At 63.4% G+C, this 13,501-nt stretch carries 12 protein-coding genes; 8 read left to right on the top strand and 4 right to left on the bottom strand.

The genetic code is table 11. The annotated features are described in order from the left end of the window. Positions 1–240: 240 nt before the first annotated feature. From AC07OV_RS18120 to AC07OV_RS18105, 4 genes are all read right to left on the bottom strand, one after another. The gene (locus AC07OV_RS18120; RefSeq protein ID WP_176995813.1) at positions 241–1,032 is read right to left on the bottom strand and encodes a MipA/OmpV family protein; all 792 of its coding nucleotides are present in this window, start codon (positions 1,030–1,032) and stop codon (positions 241–243) included. 17 nt (positions 1,033–1,049) lie between these two features. Next, complete coding sequence (locus AC07OV_RS18115) at positions 1,050–2,873, bottom strand: serine hydrolase domain-containing protein (protein ID WP_495092709.1); 1,824 nt, start codon at positions 2,871–2,873, stop codon at positions 1,050–1,052. A gap of 94 nt (positions 2,874–2,967) precedes the next feature. Continuing rightward, positions 2,968–3,456: a GFA family protein gene (locus AC07OV_RS18110; RefSeq protein WP_495092708.1), complete on the bottom strand. Its 489-nt coding sequence runs from the start codon at positions 3,454–3,456 to the stop codon at positions 2,968–2,970. A 32-nt stretch (positions 3,457–3,488) separates the two neighbouring features. Then, positions 3,489–4,379, bottom strand: a complete 891-nt coding sequence (locus AC07OV_RS18105) for a LysR family transcriptional regulator (RefSeq protein ID WP_494998028.1) — start codon at positions 4,377–4,379, stop codon at positions 3,489–3,491. 243 nt (positions 4,380–4,622) lie between these two features. Between AC07OV_RS18105 and AC07OV_RS18100 the strand changes: the two genes are divergently transcribed. The 8 genes from AC07OV_RS18100 to dctM all read left to right on the top strand — a co-directional run bounded on the left by AC07OV_RS18100 (position 4,623) and on the right by dctM (position 13,404). Further along, the gene (locus AC07OV_RS18100; protein ID WP_495092707.1) at positions 4,623–5,441 is read left to right on the top strand and encodes an HTD2 family dehydratase; all 819 of its coding nucleotides are present in this window, start codon (positions 4,623–4,625) and stop codon (positions 5,439–5,441) included. Positions 5,442–5,469: 28 nt separating this feature from the next. Continuing rightward, positions 5,470–6,633, top strand: a complete 1,164-nt coding sequence (locus AC07OV_RS18095) for an acyl-CoA dehydrogenase family protein (protein WP_495092706.1) — start codon at positions 5,470–5,472, stop codon at positions 6,631–6,633. Between the two features lie 10 nt (positions 6,634–6,643). Further along, positions 6,644–7,993 (top strand): MmgE/PrpD family protein, encoded by a 1,350-nt coding sequence (locus tag AC07OV_RS18090; protein ID WP_495092705.1) that lies wholly within the window; start codon positions 6,644–6,646, stop codon positions 7,991–7,993. A gap of 9 nt (positions 7,994–8,002) precedes the next feature. Beyond that, entirely contained in the window at positions 8,003–9,196 is a 1,194-nt protein-coding gene (locus AC07OV_RS18085; protein ID WP_495092704.1) for a CaiB/BaiF CoA transferase family protein, read from the top strand. 124 nt (positions 9,197–9,320) lie between these two features. Next, positions 9,321–10,136 (top strand): HpcH/HpaI aldolase/citrate lyase family protein, encoded by an 816-nt coding sequence (locus AC07OV_RS18080; RefSeq protein ID WP_495092703.1) that lies wholly within the window; start codon positions 9,321–9,323, stop codon positions 10,134–10,136. A 239-nt stretch (positions 10,137–10,375) separates the two neighbouring features. Next, positions 10,376–11,365, top strand: coding sequence for a TRAP transporter substrate-binding protein (locus AC07OV_RS18075; RefSeq protein ID WP_176995822.1), 990 nt, complete (start codon positions 10,376–10,378; stop codon positions 11,363–11,365). Between the two features lie 126 nt (positions 11,366–11,491). After that, positions 11,492–12,124 carry a TRAP transporter small permease gene (locus AC07OV_RS18070; RefSeq protein ID WP_495092702.1) on the top strand — a complete coding sequence of 211 codons (633 nt, stop codon included), beginning with the start codon at positions 11,492–11,494 and terminating at the stop codon, positions 12,122–12,124. After that, positions 12,124–13,404, top strand: coding sequence for a C4-dicarboxylate TRAP transporter large permease protein DctM (dctM, locus tag AC07OV_RS18065; protein WP_495092701.1), 1,281 nt, complete (start codon positions 12,124–12,126; stop codon positions 13,402–13,404). The genes AC07OV_RS18070 and dctM overlap by 1 nt, the downstream gene beginning before the upstream one ends. Positions 13,405–13,501 lie beyond the last annotated feature (97 nt).

The following is a 13,501-nucleotide window of genomic DNA, read 5'->3' as shown; positions in this document are numbered from 1 at the left end:
TCGTGAACGCCACCCCCTTGTAGGAGCCGGCTTGCCGGCGATAACGCCGGTTCAGCCAGCTCATTCGTCACTGATGCCCCGCCATCGCCGGCAAGCCGGCTCCTACAGGGAAAGGTGGGGGCTCGGAAGCGGCTGCGATCAAATGTGGGAGCTGGCTTGCCTGCGATAGCGGTGGTTCAGACAGCATCATTCGTCACTGATACACCGCCATCGCCGGCAAGCCAGCTCACAGCTGTCAGGTCAGAAGGTGTACTCGACCATTCCCATCACCGACGTCTGCAACCGTCGCTCCACAATCGGGCTCTTGCCCGCTTCATCTGCCAGGTACTGCACGTCCAGCAAGGTCGAGAACTGGGTGTGTTCGCTGATCGGCACGCTCCAGGTCAGGTTCATACCATTGCTGATGTTGCCCGCGCCAGCCTTGTATTCCTTGAAGCGGCTTTGCGCCGCCTGGCCGGTGGTCACGCCGTACCAGGTCTGCAAGTACTCGCGGTCGCCGAAGTGGCTGCTCAGGCCGGCATCGACTGAACCATAGCGGCCTTCATACAGGTTGGTACCCAGGCTCAACTCCAGGTGGGTATAGGCCTTGCCGGTGTCCTTGCGATCGTTTTCCTTGAGCGCATGTTCCAGCGTCGCCCCCACGATCACGCCGCCCAGGTTGTAGCTGGCGCTCACACCCAACTGCGGGCGTGACTTGATCTCGCCCATGCCTTTGAGGCGCTTGGAGCCTGCGTGCAGGCTGTCATTTTTATCCTTGCGCGAGCCGCTGGCGCCGACATAGGCGCTGAAGCTCAAGGCATTACCTTCATAACCCCAGCCCAGGCCCTTATCGGTGTCGAGGAAGATGCCCCAGGGGCTGACGACTTTGCCGCCCAGCAGCGGCGCGGTCATGCGTTCGTCGCTGCCGCTGTAGCGCGGCGCATTGGCCACGCCAGCCTTGAGGCTGTATTCCCAGTCGTCGGCAAATGCCGTATTGGCCCCCGCGAGCAGGCACAGCGAGGTCAGCGACAGGCAAAGGTTTCTTGAGCGCATCAGGGTGGTCTTCCGTATTAGAAAATCAGAGAGTTGTTGGGGGAATGCGTGCGTTTGAAGGAGTAGCCCGAAGCGCTCAAACCGTTGACCTGACGGCTCACGGTGTCGCCCAGGCCATAGCCGTTGCCGGCCAGTACTGCGTGAGCGTTGTCGACGGGGAGCAGGATGTAGTCGGTCAGTGGCTCGTCATGCAGTTGGCCGCGAATCACCAGGAAACCTTCTTCCAGGCGCACGCTGATCCCGCTCAAGGGCGCGTCGGGTTCATGGGTATTGAGCACTTGATAGGTGCCGATGGTGTCGGCCCAGGCCAGGGGCAGGGGCGGCGGGTCGATGCGTTCGCCAATCGCAATGCGCTGGCCGTGGCTGCGGGCGGTGAGCATCTGGCGGCCCTGTACCGTCACCACGTCCAGCTGCACGCGGCCCAGTTCGCCGAGGTCTTTTAGCCAGAAACCGAGGATTTTCTTCTGCGCCCGCAGCCAGCCGTGATCGTCACGCAGCAATTCGAAATCAAACCCGGCCAACTCACCGGTCAACCGATCAGGTTCATCCTTGATCCGGAACACGCCCCACGCCGTCGCGTAAAAACCGGCCAGGCGCTTGCGGTCGACGGCCGCCGGCACATGGCGCAGCTTGAGGCCGTGGGTGGGCGCCTGGCAGTCGTCGGCGCATACCGGGTCGCCGGTTTGTGCCTGCAGCATCATGCGCAGGGTGTCAGTGGACAACGACACCACCATGTCCTCGGCGTTGCTGTCGTTGGCCATGATGATCACGGCCAGTTGCTGGTCGGGCAGCAGGGTCAGTTGCGCGGCAAAATCATCGCCACCACCGCTGTGCTGATAGGTGCGCACGCCTGGGCCAATCGGCTCGTCGCCACAGGGCGCAAGGAACCAGGCCAGCCCTACCTGACAATCGAAGTCCAGGGCGTTGCCGGTGTTTTGCTGGGTGAACATGTCGTCGATCGAAGCACGGCTCAACACCGGGCTGCCTTTGTAGACGCCTTGGGCGAACAACATCTGCACGTAATGCGCGAGGTCTTTGGGACTGGTCCACAGACCGCCCGCAGCGAGGTCGCGCACCTGGGCGTCGGTACTCGCGACGCCATCCTCGTAACCCAGGGCGCGGTAGCCGAGTTCGGCGCGGGTGCCGACAAAGCTCGACTGCTTCATCTCCAGCGGCTTGAGCAGACTGTTTTGCAACTGGGTTTCAAAGCTTTTGCCGCTGCTGCGCTCTATGGCGGCGCCGACCAGCGAGTAACCTAGGTTGGAATAGGCCACCTGAGAGCCGGGCGGGCTGCTCAGCCACACGCCCGACACGCGTGCCGGCATCTGCCCCATGGCAAAGCTGCTGCGCAGGTCGCGCAGGTGTTCGCTGGGCAAGCCGGATTGGTGGCTGAGCAAACGGCGCAGGGTGATATCGCGGTCAGCGGCGGCCTGATCGGTGTGAAAGCGCGAACGCACATAGAACTCGCGCAGGGTCTGCTGGATCGGCGCATCCAGCGCCAGGCGTTGCTGCTCCACCAGTTGCAGGGCCGCCGTGGCGGTCAGCAGCTTGGAAATACCCCCGGCGCGAAACGCCGTATTGGGCGTGACCGGCACGCCTTGGGCTTTGTCGGCCAGCCCAAACCCTCGGGCCCAGATCAGTTCCTGGCCATTGACCAGGGCAATGGACAGCCCGGGCACATTCTCCCGGGCCATGTCCCGGGGAATGCGCGCCTGCAGGTAGCGAATGATCGCGCCGTAGTCACCCTTGGGAATCGGCGGCGGGGCAGGCGGTTGCCCGTGGCAACCGATACTGCCCAGCAGGCAACCCAGCAGTGGAATACCGCGCAATGTGCGAAACATGAAGAGCACCCGGATGGTGGTTTGGATGCTCGAATGCTAGGGCCGCGCTTGCCCACAATCTTTGAGAGCTTTGTCGGGAAACTGTCAAAGACTGTTAACGGGCCAGTCCCAATCGCTCATGCCATTGGGCGATGGACTCTTCGGGGTATTCGTCGAACTGCAGGTCGCCCTTGCGCACGCTCACTTCAACCCAGGGTGCCTTGGAGCCCAGCATCAGGTGCGTGTGCTCCGGCGGCACCGGCAACGGCGTGTCGATGGCCGAGGCAAACGGGTGGATCAGCTCCGGCCACTCGGGGCTGAACACCCACAAGGCGCTGGCGCACTGCGAGCAGAAGTGTCGTACGGCCGTGCTCGCATGGGCGCGGCTGGCGCCGTCCGGCTTGAGCCTGGCGTGGTAGATCGAAATGTATTTGCGCCCGCGTACTTTCAGGCTTGAAGCGTCGCCGCCCAAGTTGATCGCGTAGCCGCCACCGCCGCCGGTCTTGCGACAGATCGAGCAGTAGCAACGCTGGTAAGGGTAGGGGTGATCACTCGTTAGGCTGAACGTCACGGCGCCGCAATGGCAGGATCCTTCTAAATGCATGGTTGTCTCCTTTGGCAAGGTGACTGTTGAGCTTAGGCGCTCTCGGGCATCAAGGTGGCGATCAGTGCGCGGATCGTCCCCGGCAAGGCTTCCAGCTCGCGCACCAGGATGCTGCGCTCGCGAATCGCCCAGGGCTCGTCCAGCTTGACCGCGACCAGTTGCATGGTCCGGCTGTGCCGCACGGCAGCGGACTCCGGAATAATCCCGATCCCCACGCCCGCCTCGACCATCCGGCAGATCGCCTCGAAACTCGAGACCTGGATACGCAGCGACAAATGCTTGCCGATGCGCTCCACGTGTTCGCGCAAAAAGCTCAGCAGCGTGCTGCCTTCGTGCAGGCCGATGTGCTGGAAGGCGAGGGTCTGTTCCAGGGTGACCTTGGCGTGGCCGGCCAAGGGGTGGTCCACGGGTACCATCAGCACCAGTTCGTCGGTGCTGAAATGCAGCACCTGCAAACCCGCTGCTTCCACGGGCCCGGCGATGATGCCCATGTCGCTGGTACCGTCCAGCACGCCGCGCACGATATCGCGGGACAGGCGCTCCTGCAGGTCCACCGTCACCCCGGGGCGCTTGGACAGGAAACCCGCCAGCACTTCCGGCAGGAACTCGGTGACGGCCGTGGTGTTGGCGAAGATGCGGATGTGCCCGGCCGAATCCACGCCGTATTGGGTGAACTCGCTTTTGAGGTAATCCACCTGGCGCATGATCAACCGCGCATGGTGCAGCAGCCGCTCGCCGGCCGGGGTGATTTCCACGCCCCGGCTGTCACGGTAGAGCAGGCGCGTGTCCAACTGGCCTTCCAGCGCCTTGATCCGCGCACTCGCGGCGGCTGGTGAGAGGAACGCCCGCTTGGCGCCCTGGGTGAGGCTGGGGGATTCGGCGATATGAATAAACAGGCGCAGGTCGGCAAGATCGAAGTGCATGCAAAACTCCCAGGCATTCCAGAACTGTAGGAGCCGGCTTGCCGGCGATTGCGGCCACCCTGACACTTCCTTCCTGGTGGTTCCGTCCCCCCCCCCCCCCCCCCCCCCCCCCCACCCCGGCTCCTACAGGGTAGGTGGCGTTCAGCATAACCGAACGCTGCTTTATTGAAATGCAAATTCTCAGAACGGGCACGCGCTTGCATGATCCGGGGCAGACACCCACTGCCAGAGGATCTGCACCCGATGAGCGTCACAGACTGGATCGGCCGAAGCGAAACCGCCCACGACCATTTGAGCCATAACCTGCTCAAACGCATTGCCGCCACGTTCGGTGAACGCGTGCCTGAAGACGGCGCGCCCGTGCCCCCGCTGTGGCAGTGGTGTTTTTTCCAGGACCCGGTGCCAGAAGCGGCGCTGGGCAGCGACGGCCATCCGGCCCGAGGCGGCTTCCTGCCGCCGGCCGACAATCGCAACCGCATGTGGGCCGGTGGGCGCCTCGAATTCCTGCACCCCCTGCGTGCCGGTGAGGCAGCCACCCGCGTATCCACCATCACCCAGGTCGAAGAAAAAACCGGTCGCAGCGGTTCGCTGTTGTTCGTCACCGTGCGCCACGACTACTCCCAGCAAGGCCGCCTGGCCATCCGCGAAGAACAGGACATCGTCTACCGCGAGCCCACGCCACCCAAACAAGGCAATGGTGAGGCCCTGGCGGCGGGCGAATGGCGCGAAGGCGTCGAACCCACCCCTACCTTGCTGTTTCGCTACAGCGCCGTGACCTTCAACGGCCACCGCATTCACTACGACTACCCCTACGTCACCGGCACCGAAGGCTACGCCGGGCTGGTGGTGCACGGGCCACTGATCGCCACCTTGAACCTGCGCGCCTTCTGCCGTGCCCACCCCGACAAGACCCTGCGCCGTTTCGCCTATCGCGGTGTGCGCCCGTTGATCGCGCCGCAGGCTTTTGAAGTGGGCGGACGCCTCACTGAAAACGGCGTTGCCGAGCTGTGGGCGGGTAACGGCGATGGCTTGGCGCAGACCGCACACGTGCATTTCGAATAATCAGAGAACAACAGGCGGAGAGCCGTAAATGAACCCCCATGACAATGAAGAACTCAATGCCATCCGCGAAGGCGTGCGCGCCTTGTGCGCCGAATTCGATGCCGCCTACTGGCGCAAGATCGATGAAGAAAAAGGCTTCCCGGAAGCCTTCGTCAAGGCCCTGACCGACGCAGGCTGGCTGTCGGCGATGATCCCCGAAGCGTATGGCGGTTCGGGCCTGGGCCTGGCCGAAGCCTCGGTGATCCTTGAAGAAGTCAACCGTTGCGGCGGCAACTCCGGCACCGTGCACGGCCAGATGTACAACATGTTTACCCTGCTGCGTCATGGCAGCGAAGCACAAAAAAGTTTCTACCTGCCCAAGCTGGCCAGCGGCGAATTGCGCCTGCAGTCGATGGGCGTAACCGAGCCCACCACCGGCACCGACACCACCAAGATCAAGACCACCGCGATCAAGCGCGGCGACAAGTACGTGATCAACGGCCAGAAGGTGTGGATCTCGCGCATCCAGCATTCCGACCTGATGATCCTGTTGGCGCGCACCACGCCGTTGGCCGAGGTGAAGAAAAAATCCGAAGGCATGTCGATCTTCCTCGTGGACCTGCGCGAGGCCATCGGCAACGGCCTCACCGTGCAGCCCATCGCCAACATGGTCAACCACGAAACCAATGAGCTGTTCTTCGACAACCTGGAGCTGTCCGCCGACAGCCTGATTGGCGAGGAGGGCAAGGGCTTCAAGTACATCCTCGACGGCCTCAACGCCGAGCGCACGCTGATCGCCGCCGAATGCATCGGTGACGGCCGCTGGTTCATCGAAAAAGCCAGCGCCTATGCCCGCGACCGCGTGGTGTTCGGCCGGCCCATCGGGCAGAACCAGGGCGTGCAGTTCCCGATTGCCGAAGCCCATATCGAAATCGAAGCGGCCGACCTGATGCGCTGGCGTGCCTGCGAGGAATACGACAGCGGCCGTAATGCCGGGGCCAGCGCCAACATGGCCAAGTACCTGGCGGCCAAGGCGTCCTGGGAAGCGGCCAACGCCTGCCTGCAAACCCACGGCGGTTTCGGCTTTGCCTGCGAGTACGACGTGGAACGCAAATTCCGCGAGACCCGCCTGTACCAGGTGGCGCCGATCTCCACCAACCTGATCCTGTCCTACGTGGCCGAGCACCTGCTCGAACTGCCACGCAGCTTCTGAGGGGCCGACCATGAGCCATACCCAAGCGCTGTGCCGGTTCCTCGCGGAGCTCAATTACGCGCAACTGCCTGAAAACGTGCTGGCGCGCACCGAAGACCTTTACCTGGACTGGCTGGCTTCAGCTCTGGCCAGTAAAGGTGCGCACCCGATCCCGTTGTTCGAACGTTATGCGCAGAAGATGGGCCCTGCCAGTGGCCCAGCCCAAGTGATTGTCAGTGGCGGCAGCAGCAGCGCCTATTTTGCTGCGCTGGTCAACGGTGCCTCATCCCACCTGGTGGAGCAGGACGACCTGCACAACAGCTCGGTGCTGCACCCGGCCACCGTGGTGTTTCCGGCGGCGTTGGCCGCAGCACAAGACCTCGGCAAATCCGGCCGCGACCTGCTGCTGGCATCGGTGGCCGGTTATGAGGCGGGTATTCGCATCGGCGAATTCATGGGGCGTTCCCACTACCGCATCTTCCACACCACGGCCACTGTCGGCACGCTCGCCGCCGCTGTGGCGGTGGGCAAGCTGCTGGATTTCAACGAAGAACAATTCATCAACCTGCTCGGCAGCGCCGGCACCCAGGCGGCTGGGCTGTGGGAGTTCCTGCGTGATGCCGCCGACTCCAAGCAACTGCACACCGCCAAGGCAGCGGCGGATGGTCTGCTGGCCGCTTACCTGACGGCCGACGGGCTGACCGGTGCGCGCAACATTCTTGAAGGTGATCAAGGGTTGGCCGCAGGCATGTCCACGGATGCCGAACCCGCCAAGCTGTCCGCCAACCTCGGCAGCCGTTGGGCGCTGTTGGAAACCTCGTTCAAGTTCCACGCCTCGTGCCGCCACACCCATCCGGCCGCCGATGCCTTGCTGGACCTGATGCAGCGCGAAGGCCTGCACGCCGAGCAGATTGTTCGCGTGCAAACCCACGTGCACCAAGGCGCCATCGACGTGCTCGGCCGGGTGAAGGTGCCGGCCTCTGTGCATCAGGCCAAGTTCTCCATGGGCACCGTGCTTGGCCTGATCGCCGTGCATGGCAAGGCGGGCCTCACCGAGTTTCATGAACGGGCGTTGAACGACCCGGCTGTCGCTACCTTTCGCGACAAGGTCAGCATGTCCCTCGACCCCGAAGTCGACGGCGCCTACCCCCAGCGCTGGCTCGGCCGCGTCACGGTCACCACCACGGATGGCCGCACGCTGCGTGGTGCCATCGACGAACCCAAGGGCGACCCGGGCAACACCCTGAGCCGTGCCGAGCTGGCGGACAAGTTCCAGCGCCTCATCCACTTCAGCGCGGCCCGCACGCCGGCCCAGGCCAGCGCCTTGATCGAGAAGGTCTGGGACTTGCGCAACGCCGCGTCCATGGCCGATTGGCTTTGAGGGATCATCATGACTAACCAACGACCACTGGACGGCATCACCGTCGTCAGCCTGGAACATGCGATTGCCGCGCCGTTCTGCACCCGCCAATTGGCGGACCTGGGGGCGCGGGTGATCAAGGTCGAGCGCCCGGGCGCCGGCGACTTTGCCCGGGGCTACGACGAACGCGTGCGCGGCCTGGCCTCGCATTTCGTGTGGACCAACCGCTCCAAGGAAAGCCTGACCCTGGACCTCAAGCAGGACGAGGCGGGCGCTATTCTCGAGACCCTGCTGGGCGACGCCGACGTGCTGGTGCAGAACCTGGCGCCCGGCGCGGCGGCACGCATGGGCCTGTCGTTCGAGGCGCTGCATGAGCGTTTTCCGCGGCTGATTGTCTGCGACATTTCCGGTTATGGCGAAGGCGGGCCGTATGAAAAGAAGAAGGCCTATGACCTGCTGATCCAGAGCGAAGGCGGCTTTCTGTCGGTGACGGGCGGGCCGGGTGAAGAGCAGATGGCCAAGGCCGGCTGCTCCATCGCCGACATCTCGGCGGGCATGTACGCCTACAGCGGCATCCTCTCGGCCTTGCTGCTGCGCGGCAAAACCGGCAAGGGCAGCCGCATTGACGTGAGCATGCTGGAAAGCCTGGTGGAGTGGATGGGCTACCCGATGTACTACGCGTTCGACGGCGCGCCGCAGCCACCGCGTGCGGGCGCTGCGCATTCGACGATCTACCCCTATGGGCCGTTTCCCACCGGTGACGGCGGCACTGTGATGCTCGGTTTGCAGAATGAACGCGAGTGGGCGGCGTTCTGCGACAAGGTGCTGCTCACGCCGGAGCTGGCGACGGATGAGCGTTTCTCGGCGAATTTCAAGCGTTCGGCCAACCGCGAGGTGCTGCGCCAGATCATCGTCGACCGCTTTGCGCAACTGGATGCCGAGGCGGTGATCCAGCGCCTGGAGGATGCGCAGATCGCCAGTGCGCGGGTCAACGACATGCAGGGCGTGTGGGAGCACCCGCAGCTCAAGGCCCGCGGCAGCTGGCGTGAGGTTGACAGCCCGGCCGGGCCGTTGCCTTCGCTACTGCCACCAGCCCGCAACGCGGCTTTTACCCCGCGCATGGACGCCGTACCGGCACTGGGGCAGCACAGCCAGGCCATCCTCGACAGGCTCGGTTACAGCGCCGACGCCATCGAAACCCTGAAAACCCGCGGCGTCATCTGACCCGCCACCCCCTGTAGGAGCCGGCTTGCCGGCGATGTCGGCCAAAAGGTCGCCACAAGGCTCAAGGGCCTCATCGCCGGCAAGCCGGCTCCTACAAGGTGTGTGATAACAAGGAAATTGTGTGATGCCCAAGCCATTAGTGCGCTCTGCGCTGTTTGTACCCGGCAGCCGCCCGGAGCGATTTTCCAAAGCCTTGGCCAGTGGTGCCGATGCGGTGATCGTGGATTTCGAAGACGCGGTGGAAGAGCCCCTCAAGCGCCAGGCGCGGGACAACCTCGGCGTCTTCCTCAGCGCCAACCCGGCGGCCCAGGTCTGGGTGCGCATCAATGCGCCGGAACATGCCGAGCACTTCGAGGACGTGGCGTTCTGTAAAGCCCACTCGAATGTGGCGGGCGTGCTGTTGCCGAAGGTCGAAAGCGCGGCCCAGGTGGCCGTGGTGGCCGCCACCGGCAAAGTGATATGGCCGATCATCGAAAGTGCACGCGGCCTGTTGGCCGTGGCCGAGATTGCCCGCGCCCCTCAGGTGGAACGCCTGTCGTTCGGCGGCCTGGACCTGGCGCTGGACCTGAACCTGAGCAGCCATTCACCGGCCGCCGAGTTCGCCCTGAACCAGGCGCGCCTGGCGCTGATCGTACATTCCCGCGCTGCCGGGTTAGTGGCACCGCTGGACGGTGTGCACCCGGCCATCGACGACCCCGAGGGCCTGCGCCGCTCGATCCGGCATGCCTATGAAATGGGCTTTGCCGGGGCGCTGTGTATTCATCCCAAACAGGTGGCGGTGATTCACGAGGCGCTGGCGCCCAGTGCCGAGGATTTGGCCTGGGCCAAGCGCGTGGTAGAGGGCGGTGCCAGCGGGGCAGGCGCCTACCAGATCGATGGGCAAATGGTGGATGCCCCGGTGTTGCTGCGTGCCCAGAGACTGCTGGCCGCCCAACCCTAGCTGACACCACCGAATCAAACTGTGGGAGCTGGCTTGCCTGCGATAGCGGTGTATAAGCCAAAAACTGCTCTGCCTGACATGCCGCTATCGCAGGCAAGCCAGCTCCCACATTGGATTGATGTTGCGCCTCGGATCTGCGTTCGGCCAGGCCGAACGCAGGTATCAAAAAATCGAAATTCACTACACGCGCCACATCAGGCACCTTGCCCTACAACACAACAATAAGAAGGTGATTTCCCATGCTCAAGCTTTCCCGGGCGCTGCTGTGCGCCGCCACCTTGTTTGCCGCAGGCCTGGCCCAGGCGGCGGACCCGATTGTCATCAAGTTTGCCCACGTGGTCGCCGAAAACACCCCTAAAGGTCAAGGTGCGCTGCTGTTCAAAAAGCTCGCGGAAGAGCGCCTGCCGGGGCGAGTGAAGGTCGAGGTGTACCCCAACTCGTCGTTGTTCGGCGATGGCAAGGAAATGGAAGCGCTGTTGCTCGGGGATGTGCAGATGCTGGCGCCGTCCCTGGCCAAGTTCGAGCAATACACCAAGCAAGTGCAGATCTACGACTTGCCGTTCCTGTTCAACGACCTGGCGGCGGTCGACCGCTTCCAGGCGGCCCAGGGCAAGGCCCTGCTGACCTCCATGCAGGACAAGAACATCCTCGGCCTGGCCTATTGGCACAACGGCCTCAAGCAACTGTCGTCGAACAAGGCCCTGCATGAACCCAAGGATGCCCGTGGCCTGAAGTTCCGCGTTCAGGCCTCCAGCGTGCTCGAAGAACAGTTCAAGGCGATCCGCGCCAACCCGCGCAAGATGAGCTTTGCCGAGGTGTACCAAGGCTTGCAGACCGGCACCGTGAATGGCACCGAGAACACTTGGTCGAACTATGAAAGCCAGAAGGTCAACGAAGTACAGAAGTACTTCACCGAATCCAACCATGGCCTGATCGACTACATGGTGATCACCAACGCCAAGTTCTGGAACGGCCTGCCACCGGATATCCGCACCACCCTGGAGCAGATCATGGTCGAGGTCACCGTCGAGGTGAACAAACAGGCCGAAGCGCTGAACCAGTCGGCCAAGCAGAAGATCATCGACGCCAAGACCAGCGAAATCATCGAACTGACCCCCGAGCAACGCCAGCTCTGGCGCGAAGCCATGCGCCCGGTGTGGCAGAAGTTCGAGGGTGAGATCGGCGCTGACCTGATCAAGGCGGCGGACGCCTCCAACCAGCCCCAATAACCCTGTAGGAGCCGGCTTGCCGGCGATGGCAGCCGCAAGGTCGCCGCAAGGCTCAAGGGCCTCATCGCCGGCAAGCCGGCTCCTACAAAAGCCATCCGAATTCCCGTCCTTTTGCGAGGTTTTGCCATGCAAACCCTAAGGCGCGTCTGGGAGCACCTGGAGGAAGGCTTTATCGCCTTCCTGCTGGCCGCCATGACCCTGGTGACGTTCGTCTACGTCATGCTCAACAACATCTACACACTGTTTTTCGCCCTGGCTGACAAGTGGGCCTTGAGCAGCGGCTTCTTCAACGCCCTGGGCGACGGCACCATGACCTGGGCCCAGGACATGACCTGGAGCGTAGCGCTGACCAAGGCCATGTTCGGCTGGCTGATCTTCTTCGGCATTTCCTACGGCGTGCGCACCGCCGGCCACCTGGGGGTGGACGCCCTGGTCAAGCTGACCAAACGCCCGGTGCAACGCATCCTCGGCATGCTCGCGTGCCTGTGCTGCCTGGCCTATGCCGGGCTGTTCATGCTCGCCAGCTACAAATGGGTGAGCGCGGTGATGACTGCCCACATCGGTGCCGAAGACCTCGACCAGTACGGCGTCGACGTCGGCGACATCGTGGTGATCGTGCCCATCGGTTTCGCCATGGTGTTCATCCGCTACCTGGAAATTTTCTACCGCATCTTCACCCACCGTCAGGTCGGGTTGGGGCTGGCCGATGAAGCCGGTGAGGCCAGCAAGTTGGCCGGCAGCCATGAGGAGCGTCACTGATGGCCGTGCTCTGTCTGTTTCTGCTGTTGTTCGTGTTCATGTTCCTTGGCGTGCCGATCGCGATTTCCCTCGGGTTGTCCGGCGCGGTGTCGATCCTGATGTTCAGCCAGGACTCGGTGAGTTCCCTGGCGATCAAGCTGTTTGAAACCTCTGACGCCTATACCTTCCTGGCGATTCCGTTCTTCCTGCTGTCCGGTGCGTTCATGACCACCGGCGGCGTGGCGCAGCGGCTGATCGACTTTGCCAACGCCTGTGTCGGGCACATTCGCGGTGGCCTGGCGATTGCGGCGGTGCTGGCGTGCATGCTGTTTGCGGCGCTGTCCGGTTCATCGCCGGCCACGGTGGCAGCCGTGGGCTCGATTGCGGTGGCGGGCATGGTGCGTTCCGGTTACCCGAAGGAGTTCGGCGCGGGGATCATCTGTAACGCCGGTACTTTAGGCATCCTGATTCCGCCGTCGATCGTGATGGTGGTGTACTCGGCGGCCACCGAGACCTCGGTGGGCAAGCTGTTTATGGCGGGCGTCATCCCGGGGCTGTTGCTGGGCTTGATGCTGATGGTGGCGATCTACATTGTCGCGCGCATCAAGAAACTGCCGGCCCAGCCACGGGCGACCTTGCGCGAGTGGCTGACCTGCGCACGCCGCGCATTCTGGGGCTTGTTGCTGTTGGTGATCATCCTTGGCGGTATCTACAGCGGCATGTTCACCCCGACCGAAGCGGCGGCCGTGGCAGCGGTGTACTCGGCGTTCGTGGCCTTGTTCATCTACAAGGACATGAAGTTCCGTGATTGCCCCAAGGTGCTGCTGGAGTCCGGGCGCCTGGCGATCATGCTGATGTTCATCATCGCCAACGCCATGTTGTTCGCCCATGTGCTGACCACCGAGCAGATACCCCAGGAAATCACCGCGTGGGTGATCTCCGAAGGGCTGACGCCGATCGGCTTCTTGATCATGGTCAACATCGTGTTGCTGGTGGCGGGCAGCTTCATGGAGCCCTCGGCGATTGTGCTGATCCTGGCACCTATCTTCTTCCCGATTGCCATGAAGCTGGGCATCGACCCGATTCACCTGGGCATCGTGATGGTGGTGAACATGGAGATTGGGCTGGTGCACCCACCGGTGGGGTTGAACCTGTTCGTGACATCCGCCGTGACCGGGCTGAGCCTGGGGCAGACCATCCGTGCGGCGCTGCCGTGGCTGATGATCTTGCTGGTGTTCCTGATCATGGTGACCTACCTGCCGTTCATCTCGCTGGCGCTTCCGCACTGGCTCGGTATGTAACCTATACCCCAAACAATGTGGGAGCAGGGGGGGGGGGGGGGGGGGGGGGGGGGGGGGGGGGGGGGGGGGGGGGGGGGGGGGGGGGGGGGGGGGGGGG

The organism is Pseudomonas sp. GW821-FHT09A09, from assembly GCF_059418405.1.
The sequence above is the reverse complement of the archived record's forward strand: the minus strand, read 5'-3'. Positions and strand labels throughout refer to the sequence as shown.

Bases quoted from the DNA above. Each gene is read 5' to 3' on its own strand.
- AC07OV_RS18120 (WP_176995813.1), bottom strand. From the start codon at position 1,032: ATGCGCTCAAGAAACCTTTGCCTGTCGCTGACCTCGCTGTGCCTGCTC.
- AC07OV_RS18100 (WP_495092707.1), top strand. From the start codon at position 4,623: ATGAGCGTCACAGACTGGATCGGCCGAAGCGAAACCGCCCACGACCAT.
- AC07OV_RS18085 (WP_495092704.1), top strand. From the start codon at position 8,003: ATGACTAACCAACGACCACTGGACGGCATCACCGTCGTCAGCCTGGAA.
- AC07OV_RS18115 (WP_495092709.1), bottom strand. From the start codon at position 2,873: ATGTTTCGCACATTGCGCGGTATTCCACTGCTGGGTTGCCTGCTGGGC.
- AC07OV_RS18110 (WP_495092708.1), bottom strand. From the start codon at position 3,456: ATGCATTTAGAAGGATCCTGCCATTGCGGCGCCGTGACGTTCAGCCTA.
- AC07OV_RS18095 (WP_495092706.1), top strand. From the start codon at position 5,470: ATGAACCCCCATGACAATGAAGAACTCAATGCCATCCGCGAAGGCGTG.
- AC07OV_RS18090 (WP_495092705.1), top strand. From the start codon at position 6,644: ATGAGCCATACCCAAGCGCTGTGCCGGTTCCTCGCGGAGCTCAATTAC.
- AC07OV_RS18105 (WP_494998028.1), bottom strand. From the start codon at position 4,379: ATGCACTTCGATCTTGCCGACCTGCGCCTGTTTATTCATATCGCCGAA.
- dctM (WP_495092701.1), top strand. From the start codon at position 12,124: ATGGCCGTGCTCTGTCTGTTTCTGCTGTTGTTCGTGTTCATGTTCCTT.
- AC07OV_RS18070 (WP_495092702.1), top strand. From the start codon at position 11,492: ATGCAAACCCTAAGGCGCGTCTGGGAGCACCTGGAGGAAGGCTTTATC.
- AC07OV_RS18075 (WP_176995822.1), top strand. From the start codon at position 10,376: ATGCTCAAGCTTTCCCGGGCGCTGCTGTGCGCCGCCACCTTGTTTGCC.
- AC07OV_RS18080 (WP_495092703.1), top strand. From the start codon at position 9,321: ATGCCCAAGCCATTAGTGCGCTCTGCGCTGTTTGTACCCGGCAGCCGC.